General features: G+C 60.6%; 15 protein-coding genes. 14 read left to right on the top strand and 1 reads right to left on the bottom strand.

Annotation, left to right across the window (positions count from 1 at the left end):
- The first annotated feature begins 104 nt into the window (after nt 1–104).
- The 6 genes from cysS to rarD all read left to right on the top strand — a co-directional run bounded on the left by cysS (nt 105) and on the right by rarD (nt 5,894).
- The gene (cysS, locus tag Q1B40_RS12490) at nt 105–1,520 is read left to right on the top strand and encodes a cysteine--tRNA ligase (protein ID WP_299814637.1); all 1,416 of its coding nucleotides are present in this window, start codon (nt 105–107) and stop codon (nt 1,518–1,520) included.
- Between the two features lie 296 nt (nt 1,521–1,816).
- Nucleotides 1,817–2,185, top strand: coding sequence for an endonuclease domain-containing protein (locus Q1B40_RS12485; protein WP_299814634.1), 369 nt, complete (start codon nt 1,817–1,819; stop codon nt 2,183–2,185).
- Nucleotides 2,185–2,679, top strand: coding sequence for a GFA family protein (locus Q1B40_RS12480; RefSeq protein WP_299814631.1), 495 nt, complete (start codon nt 2,185–2,187; stop codon nt 2,677–2,679). Before Q1B40_RS12485 ends, Q1B40_RS12480 begins: the two co-directional genes overlap by 1 nt.
- Nucleotides 2,676–3,173, top strand: a complete 498-nt coding sequence (locus Q1B40_RS12475) for a GFA family protein (RefSeq protein ID WP_299814628.1) — start codon at nt 2,676–2,678, stop codon at nt 3,171–3,173. The genes Q1B40_RS12480 and Q1B40_RS12475 overlap by 4 nt, the downstream gene beginning before the upstream one ends.
- A gap of 68 nt (nt 3,174–3,241) precedes the next feature.
- Nucleotides 3,242–4,837, top strand: a complete 1,596-nt coding sequence (gene cimA / locus Q1B40_RS12470; RefSeq protein ID WP_299814625.1) for a citramalate synthase — start codon at nt 3,242–3,244, stop codon at nt 4,835–4,837.
- Nucleotides 4,838–4,961: 124 nt separating this feature from the next.
- The gene (gene rarD, locus Q1B40_RS12465) at nt 4,962–5,894 is read left to right on the top strand and encodes an EamA family transporter RarD (protein ID WP_299814622.1); all 933 of its coding nucleotides are present in this window, start codon (nt 4,962–4,964) and stop codon (nt 5,892–5,894) included.
- A gap of 7 nt (nt 5,895–5,901) precedes the next feature.
- On the opposite strand, the gene Q1B40_RS12460 is transcribed toward rarD, so the two are convergent.
- The gene (locus Q1B40_RS12460; protein ID WP_299814619.1) at nt 5,902–6,519 is read right to left on the bottom strand and encodes a TIGR00730 family Rossman fold protein; all 618 of its coding nucleotides are present in this window, start codon (nt 6,517–6,519) and stop codon (nt 5,902–5,904) included.
- 213 nt (nt 6,520–6,732) lie between these two features.
- Between Q1B40_RS12460 and Q1B40_RS12455 the strand changes: the two genes are divergently transcribed.
- From Q1B40_RS12455 to Q1B40_RS12420, 8 genes are all read left to right on the top strand, one after another.
- On the top strand, nt 6,733–8,247 hold the full coding sequence (locus Q1B40_RS12455; RefSeq protein ID WP_299814617.1) for a LysM peptidoglycan-binding domain-containing protein: 1,515 nt from the start codon (nt 6,733–6,735) through the stop codon (nt 8,245–8,247).
- A gap of 241 nt (nt 8,248–8,488) precedes the next feature.
- Nucleotides 8,489–8,881: a helix-turn-helix transcriptional regulator gene (locus tag Q1B40_RS12450; protein WP_299814612.1), complete on the top strand. Its 393-nt coding sequence runs from the start codon at nt 8,489–8,491 to the stop codon at nt 8,879–8,881.
- 121 nt (nt 8,882–9,002) lie between these two features.
- A complete protein-coding gene (locus tag Q1B40_RS12445; protein WP_299814937.1) occupies nt 9,003–10,877 on the top strand; it encodes an ABC transporter ATP-binding protein/permease in 1,875 nt (624 codons plus the stop codon).
- A gap of 311 nt (nt 10,878–11,188) precedes the next feature.
- Entirely contained in the window at nt 11,189–12,139 is a 951-nt protein-coding gene (locus Q1B40_RS12440) for a LysR family transcriptional regulator (RefSeq protein ID WP_299814609.1), read from the top strand.
- Between the two features lie 120 nt (nt 12,140–12,259).
- A complete protein-coding gene (locus tag Q1B40_RS12435) occupies nt 12,260–12,964 on the top strand; it encodes a phosphatidylserine decarboxylase (RefSeq protein WP_299814606.1) in 705 nt (234 codons plus the stop codon).
- 74 nt (nt 12,965–13,038) lie between these two features.
- Nucleotides 13,039–13,845, top strand: a complete 807-nt coding sequence (locus tag Q1B40_RS12430; protein WP_367279117.1) for a phosphatidylcholine/phosphatidylserine synthase — start codon at nt 13,039–13,041, stop codon at nt 13,843–13,845.
- A gap of 97 nt (nt 13,846–13,942) precedes the next feature.
- Nucleotides 13,943–14,692 carry an SDR family oxidoreductase gene (locus Q1B40_RS12425; protein ID WP_299814603.1) on the top strand — a complete coding sequence of 250 codons (750 nt, stop codon included), beginning with the start codon at nt 13,943–13,945 and terminating at the stop codon, nt 14,690–14,692.
- A 115-nt stretch (nt 14,693–14,807) separates the two neighbouring features.
- On the top strand, nt 14,808–15,335 hold the full coding sequence (locus Q1B40_RS12420; RefSeq protein WP_299814600.1) for a GNAT family N-acetyltransferase: 528 nt from the start codon (nt 14,808–14,810) through the stop codon (nt 15,333–15,335).
- Nucleotides 15,336–15,398: the final 63 nt, after the last annotated feature.

Raw genomic sequence — 15,398 nt, 5'->3', positions numbered from 1 at the left:
ACCATTATTTGCAGCTAGCGACACCGCTGGCTGTGGCCGATCCCTCATGGCATGATTTCCCCTGAGACGGACCGCCCGGCCAGCCGGCCAGGAGACCGTTTGACATGAGCGCCGCCGAGACCGGGCAAACCGGCACCTTCAAGGGTTTGAAGCTCACCAACACATTGACGCGCCACAAGGAAGACTTCCGGGCGATCGATGATGAAAACGTGCGTCTTTATGTCTGCGGGCCGACTGTCTACGACTTCGCGCATATCGGCAATGCGCGGCCCGTCATCGTCTTCGACGTTCTGTTCCGCCTGCTGCGGCATCTCTACGGCGCGGACCATGTCACCTATGTGCGCAACATCACCGACGTTGACGACAAGATCAACGCACGGGCGCTCAGGGATTTCCCGGATCTGCCGCTGAACGAGGCCATCGCCAGGGTCACGAAGAAAACCGCCGACCAGTTCCACAAGGATATCGCCGCGCTCGGCGTTCTGGAGCCGAGTTTCGAACCGCGGGCAACCGGCCATATCGACGGCATGATCGAGATGATCGCGGTGCTTATCGAAAAGGGTCACGCCTATGAAGCGGGCGGAGAGGTGCTCTTCGATACGGCGTCCATGCCGGACTATGGCGGGCTTTCCAGACGCAAGCTGGACGAGCAGTTGGCGGGTGCGCGTATCGCCGTCGATGAACACAAGAAAAATCCCGGCGATTTTGTCCTCTGGAAACAGTCTTCGGGAGACGAGCCGGGCTGGGAAAGCCCCTGGGGCCGCGGACGCCCGGGCTGGCATATCGAGTGTTCCGTCATGAGCGAGCACCATCTCGGCAAGGTGTTCGACATTCACGGCGGTGGGCTGGACCTGATTTTCCCGCACCATGAAAACGAAATCGCCCAGTCCCGCTGCGCGCATGGCACGCAGACGATGGCCAACTACTGGCTTCACAACGGCTTTCTGCAGGTTGAAGGCAGCAAGATGTCCAAGTCGGAGGGCAACTTCTTCACCATTCAGGAACTGCTGGAAACGGAAAATTTCGGCGGCCGCAAATGGCCCGGCGAAGTGCTGCGGCTCGCCATGCTGATGACCAACTACCGCGAACCGATCGACTTCTCGGTACGCAAGCTGGAAGAAGCCGAGAATCTTCTGGCCAAATGGCCGGACCTGGTGGCGACGCAGGCCGAGCCCGCGCCGGAAATCGTCGCCGCCCTGTGCGACGATCTGAATACCACCGCAGCCATTCAGTCCCTGCATGCGCTGGCGGGCGAAGCGGCGAAGGACCCGGAAAAACTGCCGGTCTATTCCGCTTCGGCGGCCTTGCTCGGTCTTACGCCGGTGAAGGCCGATCTTTCAGGCATCGACACGGCGGCGGTTGAAGCCTCCGTCACGGCCCGTCTGGCAGCGCTCGGAAACAAAAACTGGGCGGAAGCCGACAGGATCCGGGATGAACTGACGTCTCAGGGAATTCTTCTAAAGGATTCAAAAGACTCGGAAACCGGCGAACGTATGACCACCTGGGAGGTCAAGAGGTGAGGGCCGTTCTGGCGCACACGCTGCAGCCCCCCCTCTGTCCCCTGCGGGGACATCTCCCCCTCAGGGGGGGAGAGGAGTATATGCGGGGCCACCGTGCTCAAGAAATCCTCGGCGGACTATGGCAGCGTGGCAGTCTGGAAGGTCTTCTTACATCGAATGAATTAAATTTTGCTGGGCGACTGCGACAAACTCCAGTCTCCCCCTTTGCGGGGGAGATGCCCGCCTTGGCGGGTAGAGGGGGGTATACAGCGTCGGCTCCAAATGCTGTCTTCGGGAAACGAAAAAGAGCCTGCCCGATGCCACATCAGAAGATCCCTCAACATCTGCGGCAGAACGCCCGAAAACTCCGCTCGGAAATGACGGAAGCGGAGAAAAAGCTCTGGAACGTATTGAGAGCTCACCGTCTCGAAGGCATCGCTTTCCGGCGTCAGATGCCAATCGCCCGATATATCGTGGATTTTGCGGCGCCGGCCCATCGGTTGATCGTTGAACTGGATGGATCCCCGCACGGCGAGAGCCAGGGGCGCGCCAGAGATGAACGGCGAGACCGGGCCTTGGAACATCTCGGCTGGATGGTGCTGCGCTTCTGGAACACGGAGGTCCTGAGCGATCTCGACGGTGTCTGCCGGAAGATCCTGGACGTCTGCGGCAAGGAAAATTTCTGATGGCGAGTGAAGCAAAAGATCTTACCGGCGGCTGCCAGTGCGGTGCCGTGCGCTACCGGGTGACGGGGGAGGTCGGTTACCCGCATCTGTGTCATTGCCGCATGTGCCAGAAGGCGTCCGGGAATTTCTTTCTGCCGCTGATCGGCGCGGCGAAAGATGATTTTCAATGGACCCGCGGAGAACCCTCCTGGTTCCATTCCTCAAAACCGGTGCGGCGCGGGTTTTGCGGGAATTGCGGCACGCCGCTCGCCTTCGAGACGGTGGGAGACGACTATATCGCCTTCACCCACGGCAGCCTTGACGATGTTGCCGCTGTGACCCCGGTCGAACAGTCCGGGGTCGAGGGAAGGGTGCCGTTCTACGCCGATTTGTTCACTCTGAGCGAGACCCATTCCAATCGGGACGACCTGCCGGGCGGTATCGGCGATGTGGCCACGACGAACCGGCAACATCCCGACCGTGAGACGGAAAACTGGAGCTGCGAAGCGATATGAGTGACGTTCATACAGGCGGGTGCCAATGCGGTGCCGTCCGGTTCCGGGTTTCGGGACAACTCGGCAAGGCGTCCATCTGCCACTGCCGCATGTGCCAGAAGGCATTCGGCGGCTTTTACGCGCCCCTGGTCGGCGTAGTGAACGAGACGGACCTCGTCTGGACGCGGGCCGAGCCGACGCGTTTCCAGAGCTCCAATGTGGTTGCTCGTGGCTTCTGCGAAAAGTGCGGGACACCGCTGACCTATGAAGCGCCGGACGGGATTGCGATCGCGATCGGGGCCTTTGACGATCCGGGCGCCATCGCGCCTGTCATCCAGTATGGCGTGGAAGGCAAGCTTCCCTATGCCGACCACATGGCCGACATTCCGGCGCGCACCACGGAAGACGACTATGAGACTCAGGCCTTTCTGGCTTCGATCGTCTCGAACCAGCATCCCGACCACGACACGGACACATGGCCGCCGGTTCAGCCCGGCGAAACGGACAACGCATAACAAGACAAAAAGAACCGGTTGCGTTGCGCTTTCGCGCTGAGGCAGCCTGGCTCGGGCAGGAAACGCCAATGACCAAGGAACGTCTCTACCTATTCGACACGACGCTGCGCGACGGCGCGCAGACCAGTGGCGTTGATTTTTCGGTCAATGAAAAGATCGTCGTCGCCGAACTTCTGGAGCGGTTGGGGGTGGATTATGTCGAGGGCGGATATCCCGGTGCCAATCCGACCGATACGGAATTCTTCAGCCGGAAACGGACGCAAAACGCGATCTTCACTGCCTTTGGTATGACCAAGCGGGCAGGGCGTTCAGCCGCCAACGACCCTGGGTTTCAGGAGATCCTTTCCAGCAGCTCTGATGCCTGCTGTTTCGTAGCCAAGGCGTGGGATTATCATGTCCGCGTCGCGCTGGGCTGCAGCAATGAGGAAAATCTGGAGTCCATCGCGGACACGGTCGCCACGACAGTCGCCGCCGGCAAGGAGGCGATGATCGATTGCGAGCATTTCTTCGACGGCTACAAGGCCAATCCGGACTATGCGCTCGACTGCGTGCGCACCGCCTATCAGGCAGGCGCCCGCTGGGTCGTCTTGTGCGATACCAATGGCGGCACGTTGCCGGATGAGATCTTCGACATTGTCACGAAGGTTCAGGACGTTGTTCCCGGCTCGCATCTCGGCATTCACACACATGACGATACCGGTCACGCGGTCGCCAACTCGCTGGCGGCTGTCGACGCCGGCGTCCGGCAGATTCAGGGGACCCTGAACGGTCTCGGCGAACGTTGCGGCAACGCCAACCTGATCACGCTGATCCCGACACTCAAGCTGAAGGCCTCCTTCGCGGACCGCTTCGAGATCGGCGTCAGCGACGACCAGCTCAGGGAAATCACCGCGATCTCGCATGCGTTCGATGAAGTCCTGAACCGGTCTCCCGCCAGACAGGCGCCCTACGTCGGTGAAACCGCCTTTACCACCAAGGCCGGAATTCATGCCTCCGCGATCCTGAAGGATCCGCAGACCTATGAACATGTCACGCCGGAAAGCGTCGGCAATCAGCGCCGCGTGCTGGTCTCCGATCAGGCAGGCAAAAGCAATCTGATCGGCGAACTCACCCGTGTGGGCATCAAGGTGGAAAAGTCCGATCCGCGGCTGGACCGGCTGTTGGCGAAGGTCAAGGAGCGCGAGACGGAAGGCTATGCCTATGAGGCCGCCGATGCCTCGTTCGAATTGCTTGCCCGCAAGGAACTCGGCGATGTGCCGCGCTTTTTTGAAGTCAGTTCCTTCCGCGTGATGGTGGAACGCCGCTTCAATGCCATCGGAGATCTGCTCACCGTTTCGGAAGCCGTGGTGAAGGTCGATGTCGACGGCGAGGTCCGCATGTCGGTCGCCGAAGGCAACGGCCCGGTCAATGCGCTCGACATGGCCTTGCGCAAGGACCTCGGCAAATATCAGTCCGCCATCGAGGGGCTCGAGCTGATTGACTACAAGGTGCGTATCCTCAATGGCGGCACCGGCGCCGTAACGCGCGTCCTGATCGAAAGCCACGACACGAAGACCCATCGGAGGTGGTTCACCATCGGGGTGTCCTCCAACATCGTCGATGCGTCCTTCCAGGCCCTGGTGGATTCCATCACTTTTGCGCTTTTGAAGGCCAACGCCAGCTGATACGAAGCAGCCGGGGACAGCGTCTGATCAGGCTGATCGACAGCCGCGCACACACCTGAAGTCCGTTCAGCCACGCCGCGTTCGAAATCGGATGACGGCAGGGTAATCCAGAAAGGGAAATTTCATGTCGCAGACGGTGTCCGACACCGACGCGCAGGCCGAATTGCGCCAGGGTCTCCTGTTCGGCCTCGCTGCTTACGGCATGTGGGGTTTCTTTCCGGCCTACTACAAGCTGACGGAGACGGTGCCGGCCGATATCGTCGTTTCTCACCGTATCCTGTGGTCGGTGCTGTTCGTCGGGCTGTATCTTTACCTGCGCGGCCGCTGGCCGGAAGTGCGCGGGGTCTTTCGAGAGCCGAAGGTGCTCATGGCCTTGAGTGCTTCGGCCACCCTTATCGCGGTGAACTGGCTGGTGTTCGTCTGGGCGATCTCTAACAGTCAGGTTCTCGATGTATCGCTCGGATATTTCATCAATCCGCTGGTGAGCATTCTGGTCGGGCTCGTGGTGCTGCACGAAAAACTGTCTCGCGGGCAGGCCGTCGCGATTTCGATCGCGGTGCTGGCCGTGGTCTTGCAGGCTGTGCTGGCCGGCGGATTGCCGTGGGTATCGCTTGTCCTGGCGTTCTCCTTCGCCGGGTACGGCTATGTCCGGAAGGTGACGCCCGTCAAGGCAACCCCTGGCCTGTTTGTCGAAACATTGCTGCTGTTTCCCCTGGCCGCAGTCTACATCCTTTTGAACCTGAGCTGGGGCGTGGATGCGCTCATTCTCAACGATCTGCCGGTGCTGGCGGCGCTCGCGGGAACCGGCATCGTCACGGCTCTGCCGCTCATCTTCTTTTCGTCGGCCGCCCGCCGGGTGCCGCTCTTCATGCTTGGGCTGATGCAGTATCTCGCACCGTCCATCCATTTCCTGATGGCTGTCTATGTCTGGGGGGAGCCGCTGGATCAAACCAGGCTGATCGGCTTCGTCATGATCTGGGCCGCACTGGCGGTCTTCACCTGGGACAGTTGGCGACGTTACCGCAAAAGCCGGTCCGTCACCGAAAAAGGAACGTGAAGAGCTATTAGAGTTCCGACACGGAGAGCAATTCGTCGGAAACTTCCTGGGGAGCGCCCGAGATGGATTGGCGCAGCATCGGCAGGATATCGTCCAGCCGGTTGGCAACCAGATAGGGCACTTCGGTTTCCGGCCGGATGTAGCCCTGCGCCCGCATGTGATCGAAAAGTTCCAGCAGCGGTGACCAGAAACCGTTGATATTGGCAAGCGCGACCGGCTTGCGATGCTGGCCGAGCTGTGCCCAGGTCATCATTTCAACAGCTTCCTCAAGCGTGCCGATGCCGCCGGGCAGGGCGATGAAGGCGTCCGACTTCTGAAACATCAGATGCTTGCGCTCGTGCATGTCCTTGGTGACGATCAGGTCATCCAGCGACTCCAGCATGACTTCCCGCTTTTCCAGGAAGTGGGGAATGATGCCCGTGACTGCTCCGCCCGATTCCAGCGCGGCGTTCGCGACCGTGCCCATAAGGCCGACGGAGCCTCCGCCGTACACCAGGCGCAGGCCCGCTTCGGCGATGAGCTGACCCAGCCGGGTTGCTGCCGCTTCATGCGAGGGATCCGAACCGAAGCTGGATCCGCAATAAACACATACGCTTGTGAGCTGATTTTGAGTGACCGTATTCATGACTCAAAGATGTGGCATCGTGACGGGTAAGACGTCAAGCATTCTGTTCGAAGGACTTGGCTCTCAAGCAGGATTTCTTGCCGCGCCTGTAAAAGGCGGCTATGCATGAAACCTGATGGAATTATGCGACGGCGCAACCGCCGCTCCGCACTGAAGGGGACAGTTTCAGAAAAAGCTCCGGAGTTTCCGTTTGCTTTTCTGATGGGATGAGCAATGAACAAGCAGACACTGATCTGGAGTTTGATCGTAGCGGTGCCGGCCGCCGCAGCGGCGGTGACGGGGTATGTCTATCACGAGACCGGCCGATTGCCGTTCCAGACGCCCGCCGAGACCACTTCCACGCAGGCCGTGACCGACGGCAAGTCGCAGGATCAGGCGGCTGTCTCGGATGACCAGTCTCTCGTAGAAGAAACCGGCCAGACAGCTGCGGCAGACCCGCAGGATCAGGCCGTTGACGAAGCTGCCGCGAAAGTGCCGAGCTTCGACGTGGTCGGCGTCGAACCCACCGGTGAAACCGTCGTCGCCGGACGTTCCGAGCCCGGCGCGATCGTTGCGCTGACCGCCAATGGAAAAGTCGTCGGCAAGAGCATCGCCAACGAAGCGGGAGAGTGGACCATCATTCTCGACGAACCGCTGAAGCCCGGCGATTATGACGTCGGTCTGGAAGTCCATGACGAAAAGGGTCAGGCCATCGCGCAATCCGAACAGCGTGTTGCAGTCTCCTTTTCCGACGATGGGAATCAACAGCCGCTCGTCGTCCTGAATTCGCCGGAAGGCCCGTCCGACATTCTTCAAATTCCCGATACGGCGCAGGAAGTTGCCCAGAGCGCGGATGCACCTGCAGCAAGCGAAGAACAGGTGGCCGACGTCACGGCGAAACCGGACGAGACGGAAGCCGGCGCGTCTGAAACAGTGGTCGCTTCCGCCGAACCGGCCACCGCGGAGAACAAGCCTGCCGTTCCCGATCAACAGAGCACTGCAACGGCAACTCCCGATCCGGCAACGGATGTTGCCGTGGCAACTCCGTCCGACGAACCGGTGGCCGCTACCGGGGAACAGGAAGCGGCAGCCGACGCATCTCAAGACAAGCCTGCCGCTTCCAAGACCGCCCTTGAAACCGCCGATGGCAAAACGTCTCAGTCGCCCGCTGCCACCGTGGACAGCGGATCGGCCGGTGATGCGGCGCCGACTGTCACGGTCGAAGCGGTCGAATCGGAAACAGACAAGGTCTACATCGCCGGCACCGGCGAACCCGGATCCTCCGTCCGGGTCTATGTCGGCGACGAGTTTCAGGGTGAATCCAGGATCGATTCCGGTGGAAAATGGCTGGTGCAGGGCACCAAGAATGTTGCCGAGGGCAATGTCGAAATCCGCGCCGACCTGATCGGTGAGGACGGCAACTCGGTGGATGCCCGCGCGGCGGTGACCTTTGAAAAGGAACAGGACCAGCAGATTGTTCTCACCAAGGTCGTCGCGACCGGCGCCAGCGGCGGCAGTGGCGACCAGGAGGCTGACGTCCGCAAATCGCTGCCGGTGGTCATCATCCGCAAGGGCGACAATCTCTGGCGGATTTCCCGTCGTCTCTATGGGGACGGCTTTCGCTATTCCACCATCTACCAGGCCAACCAGGATCAGATTCGCAATCCGGACCTGATCTATCCGGGACAGGTGTTCCTGACACCGGAAGGCGACCTGAACTGGCCGAAGCCACCGGCCGATAACGGCTGATTTCAGTCCGGGTTTTTCAAGGAAAAAGGACAGGAAACCATATCCGGCTTGCTGTCCTTTTTGATCGCACCCCTTGTCTTGGGGATAATTCATCGCATATCACCGATAAGATCTATCGGGATTCCTGCGCGCGTTTCGCCGCACGCAGGCGGTCCGGTTCAACCTTGAAATCCGGTTCTCCGGCTGTCGCGCGGCATCGCGCCAAAGCAGGTTCTGCGGGTTTCCTCCAGGGAGCTGAAAAATGAGCGGGGCGGGATCGCCGGCGGACACAAAATGCGCAGCGCCGCAGGCGGAAATGTCGAATTGCGAGGAACTCGCCGCCATTTTCCGGGCTCTCGGCCACCCTGCGCGTCTTGCGATTGTCAGGCAGCTTGCCAGGCAGACCGATGCCTGTTGCGGGGAAATCGTGAGTCATTTGCCGCTCGCCCAGTCGACCGTTTCCCAGCATCTGCAGGTGCTCAAGGACGCCGGACTTCTGTCCTGCGATACCCGTGGGCGCAATTGCCACTATCTCTTGAACCGGGACAAGCTGCGCCAGGCTGAACAGAGCTCGAACGATTTCTGGTCCCGTCTCAATTCCTCGGAACCGGCCGGTCTTCCCTCAGACGAACCGTCCGTTCTCACCACAAAATAGAGAGTTGCAGGCTGCCCCGGCAGTCCGGAGATTTTATTTGACAGATCCATCAGCCACCTCGCCGCGAAAGCCATCTGCCGCGGCATCAGGCAGCCATCCGAAACAGGCAAAGGTCAAGGCGGTGAATGCCGATGAAGGCAGCACACTGACGACGCTTGCCAATCTGTGGCCCTATATCTGGCCGTCAGAACGCCCCGACCTGAAAAAGCGTGTCCTGCTGGCCATCTTCGCCTTGGTCATCGCCAAATTCGTCACGGTGCTCTCTCCCTACTTCTTCGCCTGGGCAACCGATGCGCTGACAGGAGAGGGCACGCCGAACCTGCCGGCTTTCCTCGTCGCGCCGGTCATGCTTGTGCTGGCCTATAACGCCGCCCGCATTCTGGCTGTCGCCTTCAATCAGCTTCGCGACGCGCTGTTTGCCCGGGTGGGGCAGCACGCCGTGCGCCAGCTCGCATTTCTGACCTTCCGCCATCTGCACGAACTGTCGCTTCGGTTTCATCTTGCCCGGCGGACAGGCGGGCTCAGCCGGGTCATCGAGCGCGGCGTCAAGGGCATTGAATCCATTGTCCGCTTCACCATCCTGAACGGCATCCCGACGGTTCTGGAATTCGCCCTCATGGCCGGGGTCATCTGGTATCAGTTCGGCTTTGTCTACGTCATCATCGTCGCGGTGATGATTGTTGCCTATGTCTGGTTCACGATCAAATGCTCGAACTGGCGCATCGAAATCCGGCGCGAGATGAACGACAGCGATACGGACGCCAACTCCAAGGCCATCGACAGCCTGTTGAATTTCGAGACCGTGAAATATTTCGGCAATGAGAAGATGGAAGCGCGGCGCTTCGATGAATCCATGGCGAAATACGAGAGCGCGGCCACCAAGACCTGGACGTCGCTTGCGTGGCTCAACCTCGGTCAGTCGGTGGTCCTCGGGATTGGCATGGCCGCTTGCATGGCGTTGTCCGCCAGGGCGGTTCTGGCAGGCGAGCAGGACATCGGCGACTTCGTCCTGATCAACGCACTGCTGATGCAGATCTCCATTCCGCTGAACTTCATCGGCTTCCTCTACCGCGAGATCCGGCAGGGACTGGCGGATATGGAATCCATGTTCGATCTTCTGCTTGTTCCAACGGAAATCTATGACAAGCCGGACGCCGCTCCTCTCAGGGCGGTCGAAGGCACGATTACCTTCAAGGATGTCCGCTTTCACTACGATCCCGACCGGCCAATCCTCAAGGGGATCGACTTCGAGGTGCCCGCCGGCAGAACAATCGCGATCGTAGGTCCCTCCGGAGCGGGCAAGTCGACCATTTCCCGGCTGCTGTTCCGCTTCTATGACGTGACCGGAGGGTCAGTGGAGATCGACGGGCAGGACTTGCGCGATGTCACCCAGGAAAGCGTGCGCCACGCCATCGGCATGGTTCCGCAGGACACGGTGCTTTTCAACGACACCATTGCCTACAACATCCGCTACGGCCGTCCTGATGCGAGCGACGAAGAAGTCCGGGAAGCAGCGCGTATGGCGCAGATCCACGACTTCATCGAGAAACTGCCGAAAGGCTATGCATCGGAAGTCGGCGAACGCGGACTGAAACTGTCCGGCGGCGAGAAACAGCGCGTGGCGATTGCCCGCACGATCCTCAAATCGCCGCCGATCCTGATCCTCGACGAGGCGACTTCCGCGCTCGATACCCACACGGAACGGGAAATCCAGTCCGCTCTGGACGAGGTTTCCCAGAACCGCACGACGCTGGTCATCGCCCACCGGCTTTCAACGGTGGTCAATGCGGATCAGATCATCGTGCTGGAAGCCGGCCGGATCGCCGAGCGTGGAACCCATACGGAGCTGCTGGACAGCGGCGGGCTCTATTCATCCATGTGGGCGCGCCAGCGCGAAGCGGACGAAGCCGAGGAGCGGCTGCGGGCGGCGCGGGAGAACGACGAGCTCGGTATCGTCACACGCGGCCAGACAGCGGATTACGTGCCGGAAAACTAGGCCAGAAGGGACTGACCGGGCGCTACGCGGCGCGGTCTTTCCTGGGCACCTGGTCGTTGGCGCATGTATTGCGCCCGACAAGGGGAGGGCGGCCTGTATCGTGCGCGGGCCGCGGGCGGAACAGAAATCCGGACACTGCCCTGACCAGTACTCTCAATTCGGCATGTCTGGCGCTTCGGGCGCGGGCCTCGTATTCGTCTCCTGTGTGCATCATCGTCTTGGGTCTCCGTGTCGGTGCGGAGGTTATCGCATGTTGCATTTGGTTGAAGAATTGGGCTAATTTGAAAGATATCTTTCGAAAGTTTCGAATAATGCGCCTTGATGACCTGAAATTCTTCAAACGTGTCGCCGAACTCGGCAGTCTGTCCGCGGCCGGGCGTGAAATCGGCCTGTCGCCTTCCGCAGCCAGCAGCCGGCTCAGCACGTTGGAAAAGAACCTGGGAGCCCAACTCGTGTCCCGGACCACCCGGCGCACGCGGTTGACGGAGGCCGGCGAGGTCTTCCTGCGTCATGCCGGCTCCGCCGTACGCGAGATGGACCAGGCCAAGGCATTGATCGATGCGGCGGAAGATTCGCCTCGCGGCACCTTGCGGATATCGTCCAACGTCTTCTTCGGCCGCAAGCACATCCTGCCTCACCTGGCTGAATACCGGCAGCTCTATCCCGATCTCCACCTTCAGGTCGACATGACAGACCGGATGGTCGATCTTCTGGAAGCAGGCTATGACTTGGGGATCCGTGGCGGCCCGATGCCCGATTCCAGCCTCATCGCCCGCAAGCTCGGCGGAAATCGCCGCGTTTTATGCGCCAGCCCCGACTATCTTGCCCGCAAGGGAACACCGCAGACGCTGGATGACCTGCGCCATCACGATTGCATCGGTTTTGATTCCATGCCCGTGTGGTATTTCAGCGGACCGGATGGCGAGATTGCCTATCAGGCGGAATCTCCCGTGATTTCGGGTGACAATGGCGACTTCGCCTATGATGCGGCGATTTACGGTCTCGGTCTGACGGTCAAGTCTCTGGCGCATGTCTGGGAGGACCTGCGCGACGGCCGGCTGGTGGAATTGCTGGAGGATTATCCGATCACCCGCACCGGCAGCATCTATGCGGCCTATCCGCCGACCAGGTTCATTCCGCCCAAGATCACCACCTTCGTCGATTTCCTGATCTCCAAATTCGGTCGTCCGGCTTACTGGGAAACCGATTACCGGCAGGCCGCCGCAGGGGCATCCGGGCAAAGTGCTTTGAAAAGCGCTTGAAATTCCGCAAAGCCTGTTCTCTTCCGCTGCAAAAGCCTCTAGAAGCGAGGGGAGAAAAAAAGACGCAACCGGTGCATTTACCGAGCTGAAACGCGCCTGTTCTGAAAGCGGAAAGTTACAATGTCGATTGCAGATTCAATCTCCAAGGCGATGGTCCCGATCCACCGGGAGGGTTGGCCCTTTATCGCGATTGCGTTGGTCGCGACGCTGGTCATCGGCTGGTTCATTGACCCGCTGTTCTGGATAGGGCTCATCTTCACTGGCTGGATCTGCTACTTCTTCCGCGATCCCAAGCGGGTAACCCCCGTCGGCGACAGCCTGGTGATTTCACCGGCGGATGGGGTGGTCAGTCAAGTGGGGCTTACCAGGCCACCGGCAGAGCTGGAACTCGGCAACGAACCGCTTATGCGGGTGTCGATCTTCATGAATGTCTTCAACTGCCATGTGAACCGTGCGCCGTTCGGCGGCAGGATCACCCGTGTCGCCTATCGCGCCGGCAAGTTTCTCAATGCCGACCTCGACAAGGCGAGCGAGGACAACGAGCGCAACGGTCTGGTGATCGAGGCAGGCGATACGCAGATCGGAGTGGTGCAGATCGCGGGCCTCGTCGCCCGGCGGATTGTCTGTTTCGTGCGCGAAGGGGAGACGATCTCGACCGGCGACCGTTTCGGCCTGATCCGGTTCGGCTCCAGGCTGGATGTCTACTTTCCGGTGGGCACCGTGCCGAAGGTTGCCTTCGGCCAGACCATGATTGCCGGCGAGACGATCCTTGCCGACCTGGCGCAACCGCAAGCTCCCTCGCAGCCTCTGACCCGTGTCAGCTGAGGGGCGTTGTGACTGAAACTCCCGAACCCAAGATGGTGCAACAACGGCGGCAACCGCGTTTCCGCCGCGTGCCCATGCGTCTGATTATCCCGAACCTTGTCACACTTCTGGCCCTGTGTTCCGGCCTGACGGCCGTGCGCATGGCTTATGAAGGGTTCTGGGACTTCGCAGTGGGCGCCATCCTTCTTGCAGCGGTTCTCGACGGCGTCGACGGCCGGGTCGCGCGGTATATGAAAGGCACGTCCCGCTTCGGGGCGGAGCTGGATTCGCTTGCCGATTTCGTCAACTTCGGCGTTACTCCGGCGTTGATGCTGTACCTGTGGATCCTGAAAGACGCGGGGTCGCTCGGCTGGATCGCAGCGCTGATTTTCGCGATTTCCGCGGCCCTCCGCCTTGCCCGTTTCAATGTGGCGCTTGAAGATCCGCAAAAACCGGCCTGGGCGCATCGCTTCTTCACAGGTGTTCCTGCACCGGCGGGAGCGCTGACGGTGCTGTTGCCGCTCTACCTCGACTTTCTCGGGCTGTTTCCGCACTGGTTTGCCGACGAAGCCTTCGTAGCCTTCTATACGATAGCCATCGCGTTCCTGCTGATCAGCCGTCTGCCGACCTATTCCGGCAAGTCGATCGGCACCCGTGTGCGACGAGACCTCGTCCTGCCGCTGTTTGTTGTCGCAGTATTGATCGTGGCACTCGTCGTCAGCTATCCGTTCCGCATGCTGGCCGGAGGGTCGGTGCTGTATCTGCTGAGCATTCCGTTTTCCTGGCGGGCGCACCGCAAACTGGTCCTGGCTGATGCTTCCATGGTCCTGGATGACGATGGGGACGAATGCGACACCGATCTCGACAATCTCGGTGATCGGGACAAGGATCACGGCGGCTAGATCTGTCTTGAGGAGACCCGGGCGCTCGCGTTTCGGGTTTCCCGAGACCGGATCGCCGTTCATTTAAAGGCCCTCGAAATCTTGAGGAGCCAAAAACATGTTAACCGGAAAAACTGTTCTGATTACCGGCGCCAGCAGCGGCATCGGTGCGGCCGCTGCACGGCTTTTCGCCGACAAGGGCGCCAATCTCGTGCTTGCCGCCCGACGTGAGGACAGGCTGGAAGAGGTGAGGAACGCGCTGCCGGAGGCAGCCGGACGGATCTGCATTTTTGCAGGCGATGTCGCGGACCCGGACTTTTCGGAAAACTCCGTCAGGGCCGCCGAAGAGGCTTTTGGCGGACTGGACGCAGCCTTCAACAATGCCGGAATGCTCGGCGACATGGGCCCTGTTCCGCAAATGACCCTGCAAAGCTGGAACGAGGTCGTCACGACAAATCTCACCAGCGCCTTCCTGGCGGCAAAGCATCAGATCCCGGCAATGCTGGCCCGTGGGGGTGGATCGATCGTCTTCACCTCCTCCTTTGTCGGTCACACCATCGGTCTGCCGGGGATGGCGGCCTATGCGGCGGCGAAGGCCGGTCTGATCGGTCTGACCCAGGTTCTTGCAGTGGAACACGGAGCGGACAACATCCGCGTGAATGCCTTGTTGCCGGGAGGGACCAAAACGGAGATGGCCGGCGATGACCCTGCGTTTCATGACTATGTCGCAGGACTGCACGCGCTCAAGCGCATGGCGGCCCCGGAGGAAATCGCCAAGGCAGCGATGTTCCTGCTGTCCGATGCCGGATCGTTCGTCACGGGATCGGCTATGCTGTGCGATGGCGGCAATTCTATCTGCAAGGGATGAAACGTGACCGGCGGGCGGGGGCCGGTCCCGCCTCCCGCCTGAAGACGGATATCCGCTTGTCTTGGCAACCGGACCCGGCGATACAAGGTGGAACACTCCCCGAGGAGCCTTAGTCGTGAGCAAAGACACAGATCTGCGCCCTGGCACGGAAGCCGACTTACCTTCTATCGAAACGCTCTACGGGTCGGCCTTTCCGGAGGAGGACCTTGTTCCACTGGTCCGTCAGTTGCTCCGGGCACAGGAAGGTGTCCTGTCGCTGTTGGCGGTTTCCGGCGATGATATTGTCGGTCATGTGATCTTCACCAGATGTACCGCCGAACCGGGGGGGCATACGCTCGCGTTGCTTGGACCGCTTTGCAGCGCGCGCTCCGTCCGCAAGCAGGGCATCGGCAGCCGTCTGGTCCGGGCCGGGTTGGAGCGTCTGGAAGCCTGGCAGGTAGTGCAAGTGCTTGTTCTGGGCGATCCGGAATACTACGGGCGCTTCGGTTTCCTGCCCCGGTGCCCGATTGCGCCCCCTTATGAAATCCCTGAAGGTTGGGCCACCGCGTGGCAATTTCTGAATCTGGACGGGAGTAAAGCGCCCGGGACGGGCCGGCTTGTCGTACCGCCGCCATGGCAGGAACGGACGCTTTGGGTAGATTAGGACAAGCGAAGTTTGTCAGGGGTGCTTACGGGCAAACATCTGCTCCGTCACGGGAGATAAGCG

This window comes from uncultured Roseibium sp. (assembly GCF_947496995.1).
Taxonomy (GTDB): Bacteria; Pseudomonadota; Alphaproteobacteria; order Rhizobiales; family Stappiaceae; genus Roseibium.
Note: the sequence above shows the minus strand (reverse complement) of the source record. Positions and strands in the feature narration are given on the sequence as shown.

Bases quoted from the DNA above. Each gene is read 5' to 3' on its own strand.
- Q1B40_RS12450 (WP_299814612.1), top strand. From the start codon at position 8,489: ATGAGCGGGGCGGGATCGCCGGCGGACACAAAATGCGCAGCGCCGCAG.
- Q1B40_RS12425 (WP_299814603.1), top strand. From the start codon at position 13,943: ATGTTAACCGGAAAAACTGTTCTGATTACCGGCGCCAGCAGCGGCATC.
- Q1B40_RS12460 (WP_299814619.1), bottom strand. From the start codon at position 6,519: ATGAATACGGTCACTCAAAATCAGCTCACAAGCGTATGTGTTTATTGC.
- Q1B40_RS12480 (WP_299814631.1), top strand. From the start codon at position 2,185: ATGGCGAGTGAAGCAAAAGATCTTACCGGCGGCTGCCAGTGCGGTGCC.
- Q1B40_RS12455 (WP_299814617.1), top strand. From the start codon at position 6,733: ATGAACAAGCAGACACTGATCTGGAGTTTGATCGTAGCGGTGCCGGCC.
- cimA (WP_299814625.1), top strand. From the start codon at position 3,242: ATGACCAAGGAACGTCTCTACCTATTCGACACGACGCTGCGCGACGGC.
- Q1B40_RS12475 (WP_299814628.1), top strand. From the start codon at position 2,676: ATGAGTGACGTTCATACAGGCGGGTGCCAATGCGGTGCCGTCCGGTTC.
- cysS (WP_299814637.1), top strand. From the start codon at position 105: ATGAGCGCCGCCGAGACCGGGCAAACCGGCACCTTCAAGGGTTTGAAG.
- rarD (WP_299814622.1), top strand. From the start codon at position 4,962: ATGTCGCAGACGGTGTCCGACACCGACGCGCAGGCCGAATTGCGCCAG.
- Q1B40_RS12430 (WP_367279117.1), top strand. From the start codon at position 13,039: ATGCGTCTGATTATCCCGAACCTTGTCACACTTCTGGCCCTGTGTTCC.
- Q1B40_RS12435 (WP_299814606.1), top strand. From the start codon at position 12,260: ATGTCGATTGCAGATTCAATCTCCAAGGCGATGGTCCCGATCCACCGG.
- Q1B40_RS12485 (WP_299814634.1), top strand. From the start codon at position 1,817: ATGCCACATCAGAAGATCCCTCAACATCTGCGGCAGAACGCCCGAAAA.
- Q1B40_RS12440 (WP_299814609.1), top strand. From the start codon at position 11,189: ATGCGCCTTGATGACCTGAAATTCTTCAAACGTGTCGCCGAACTCGGC.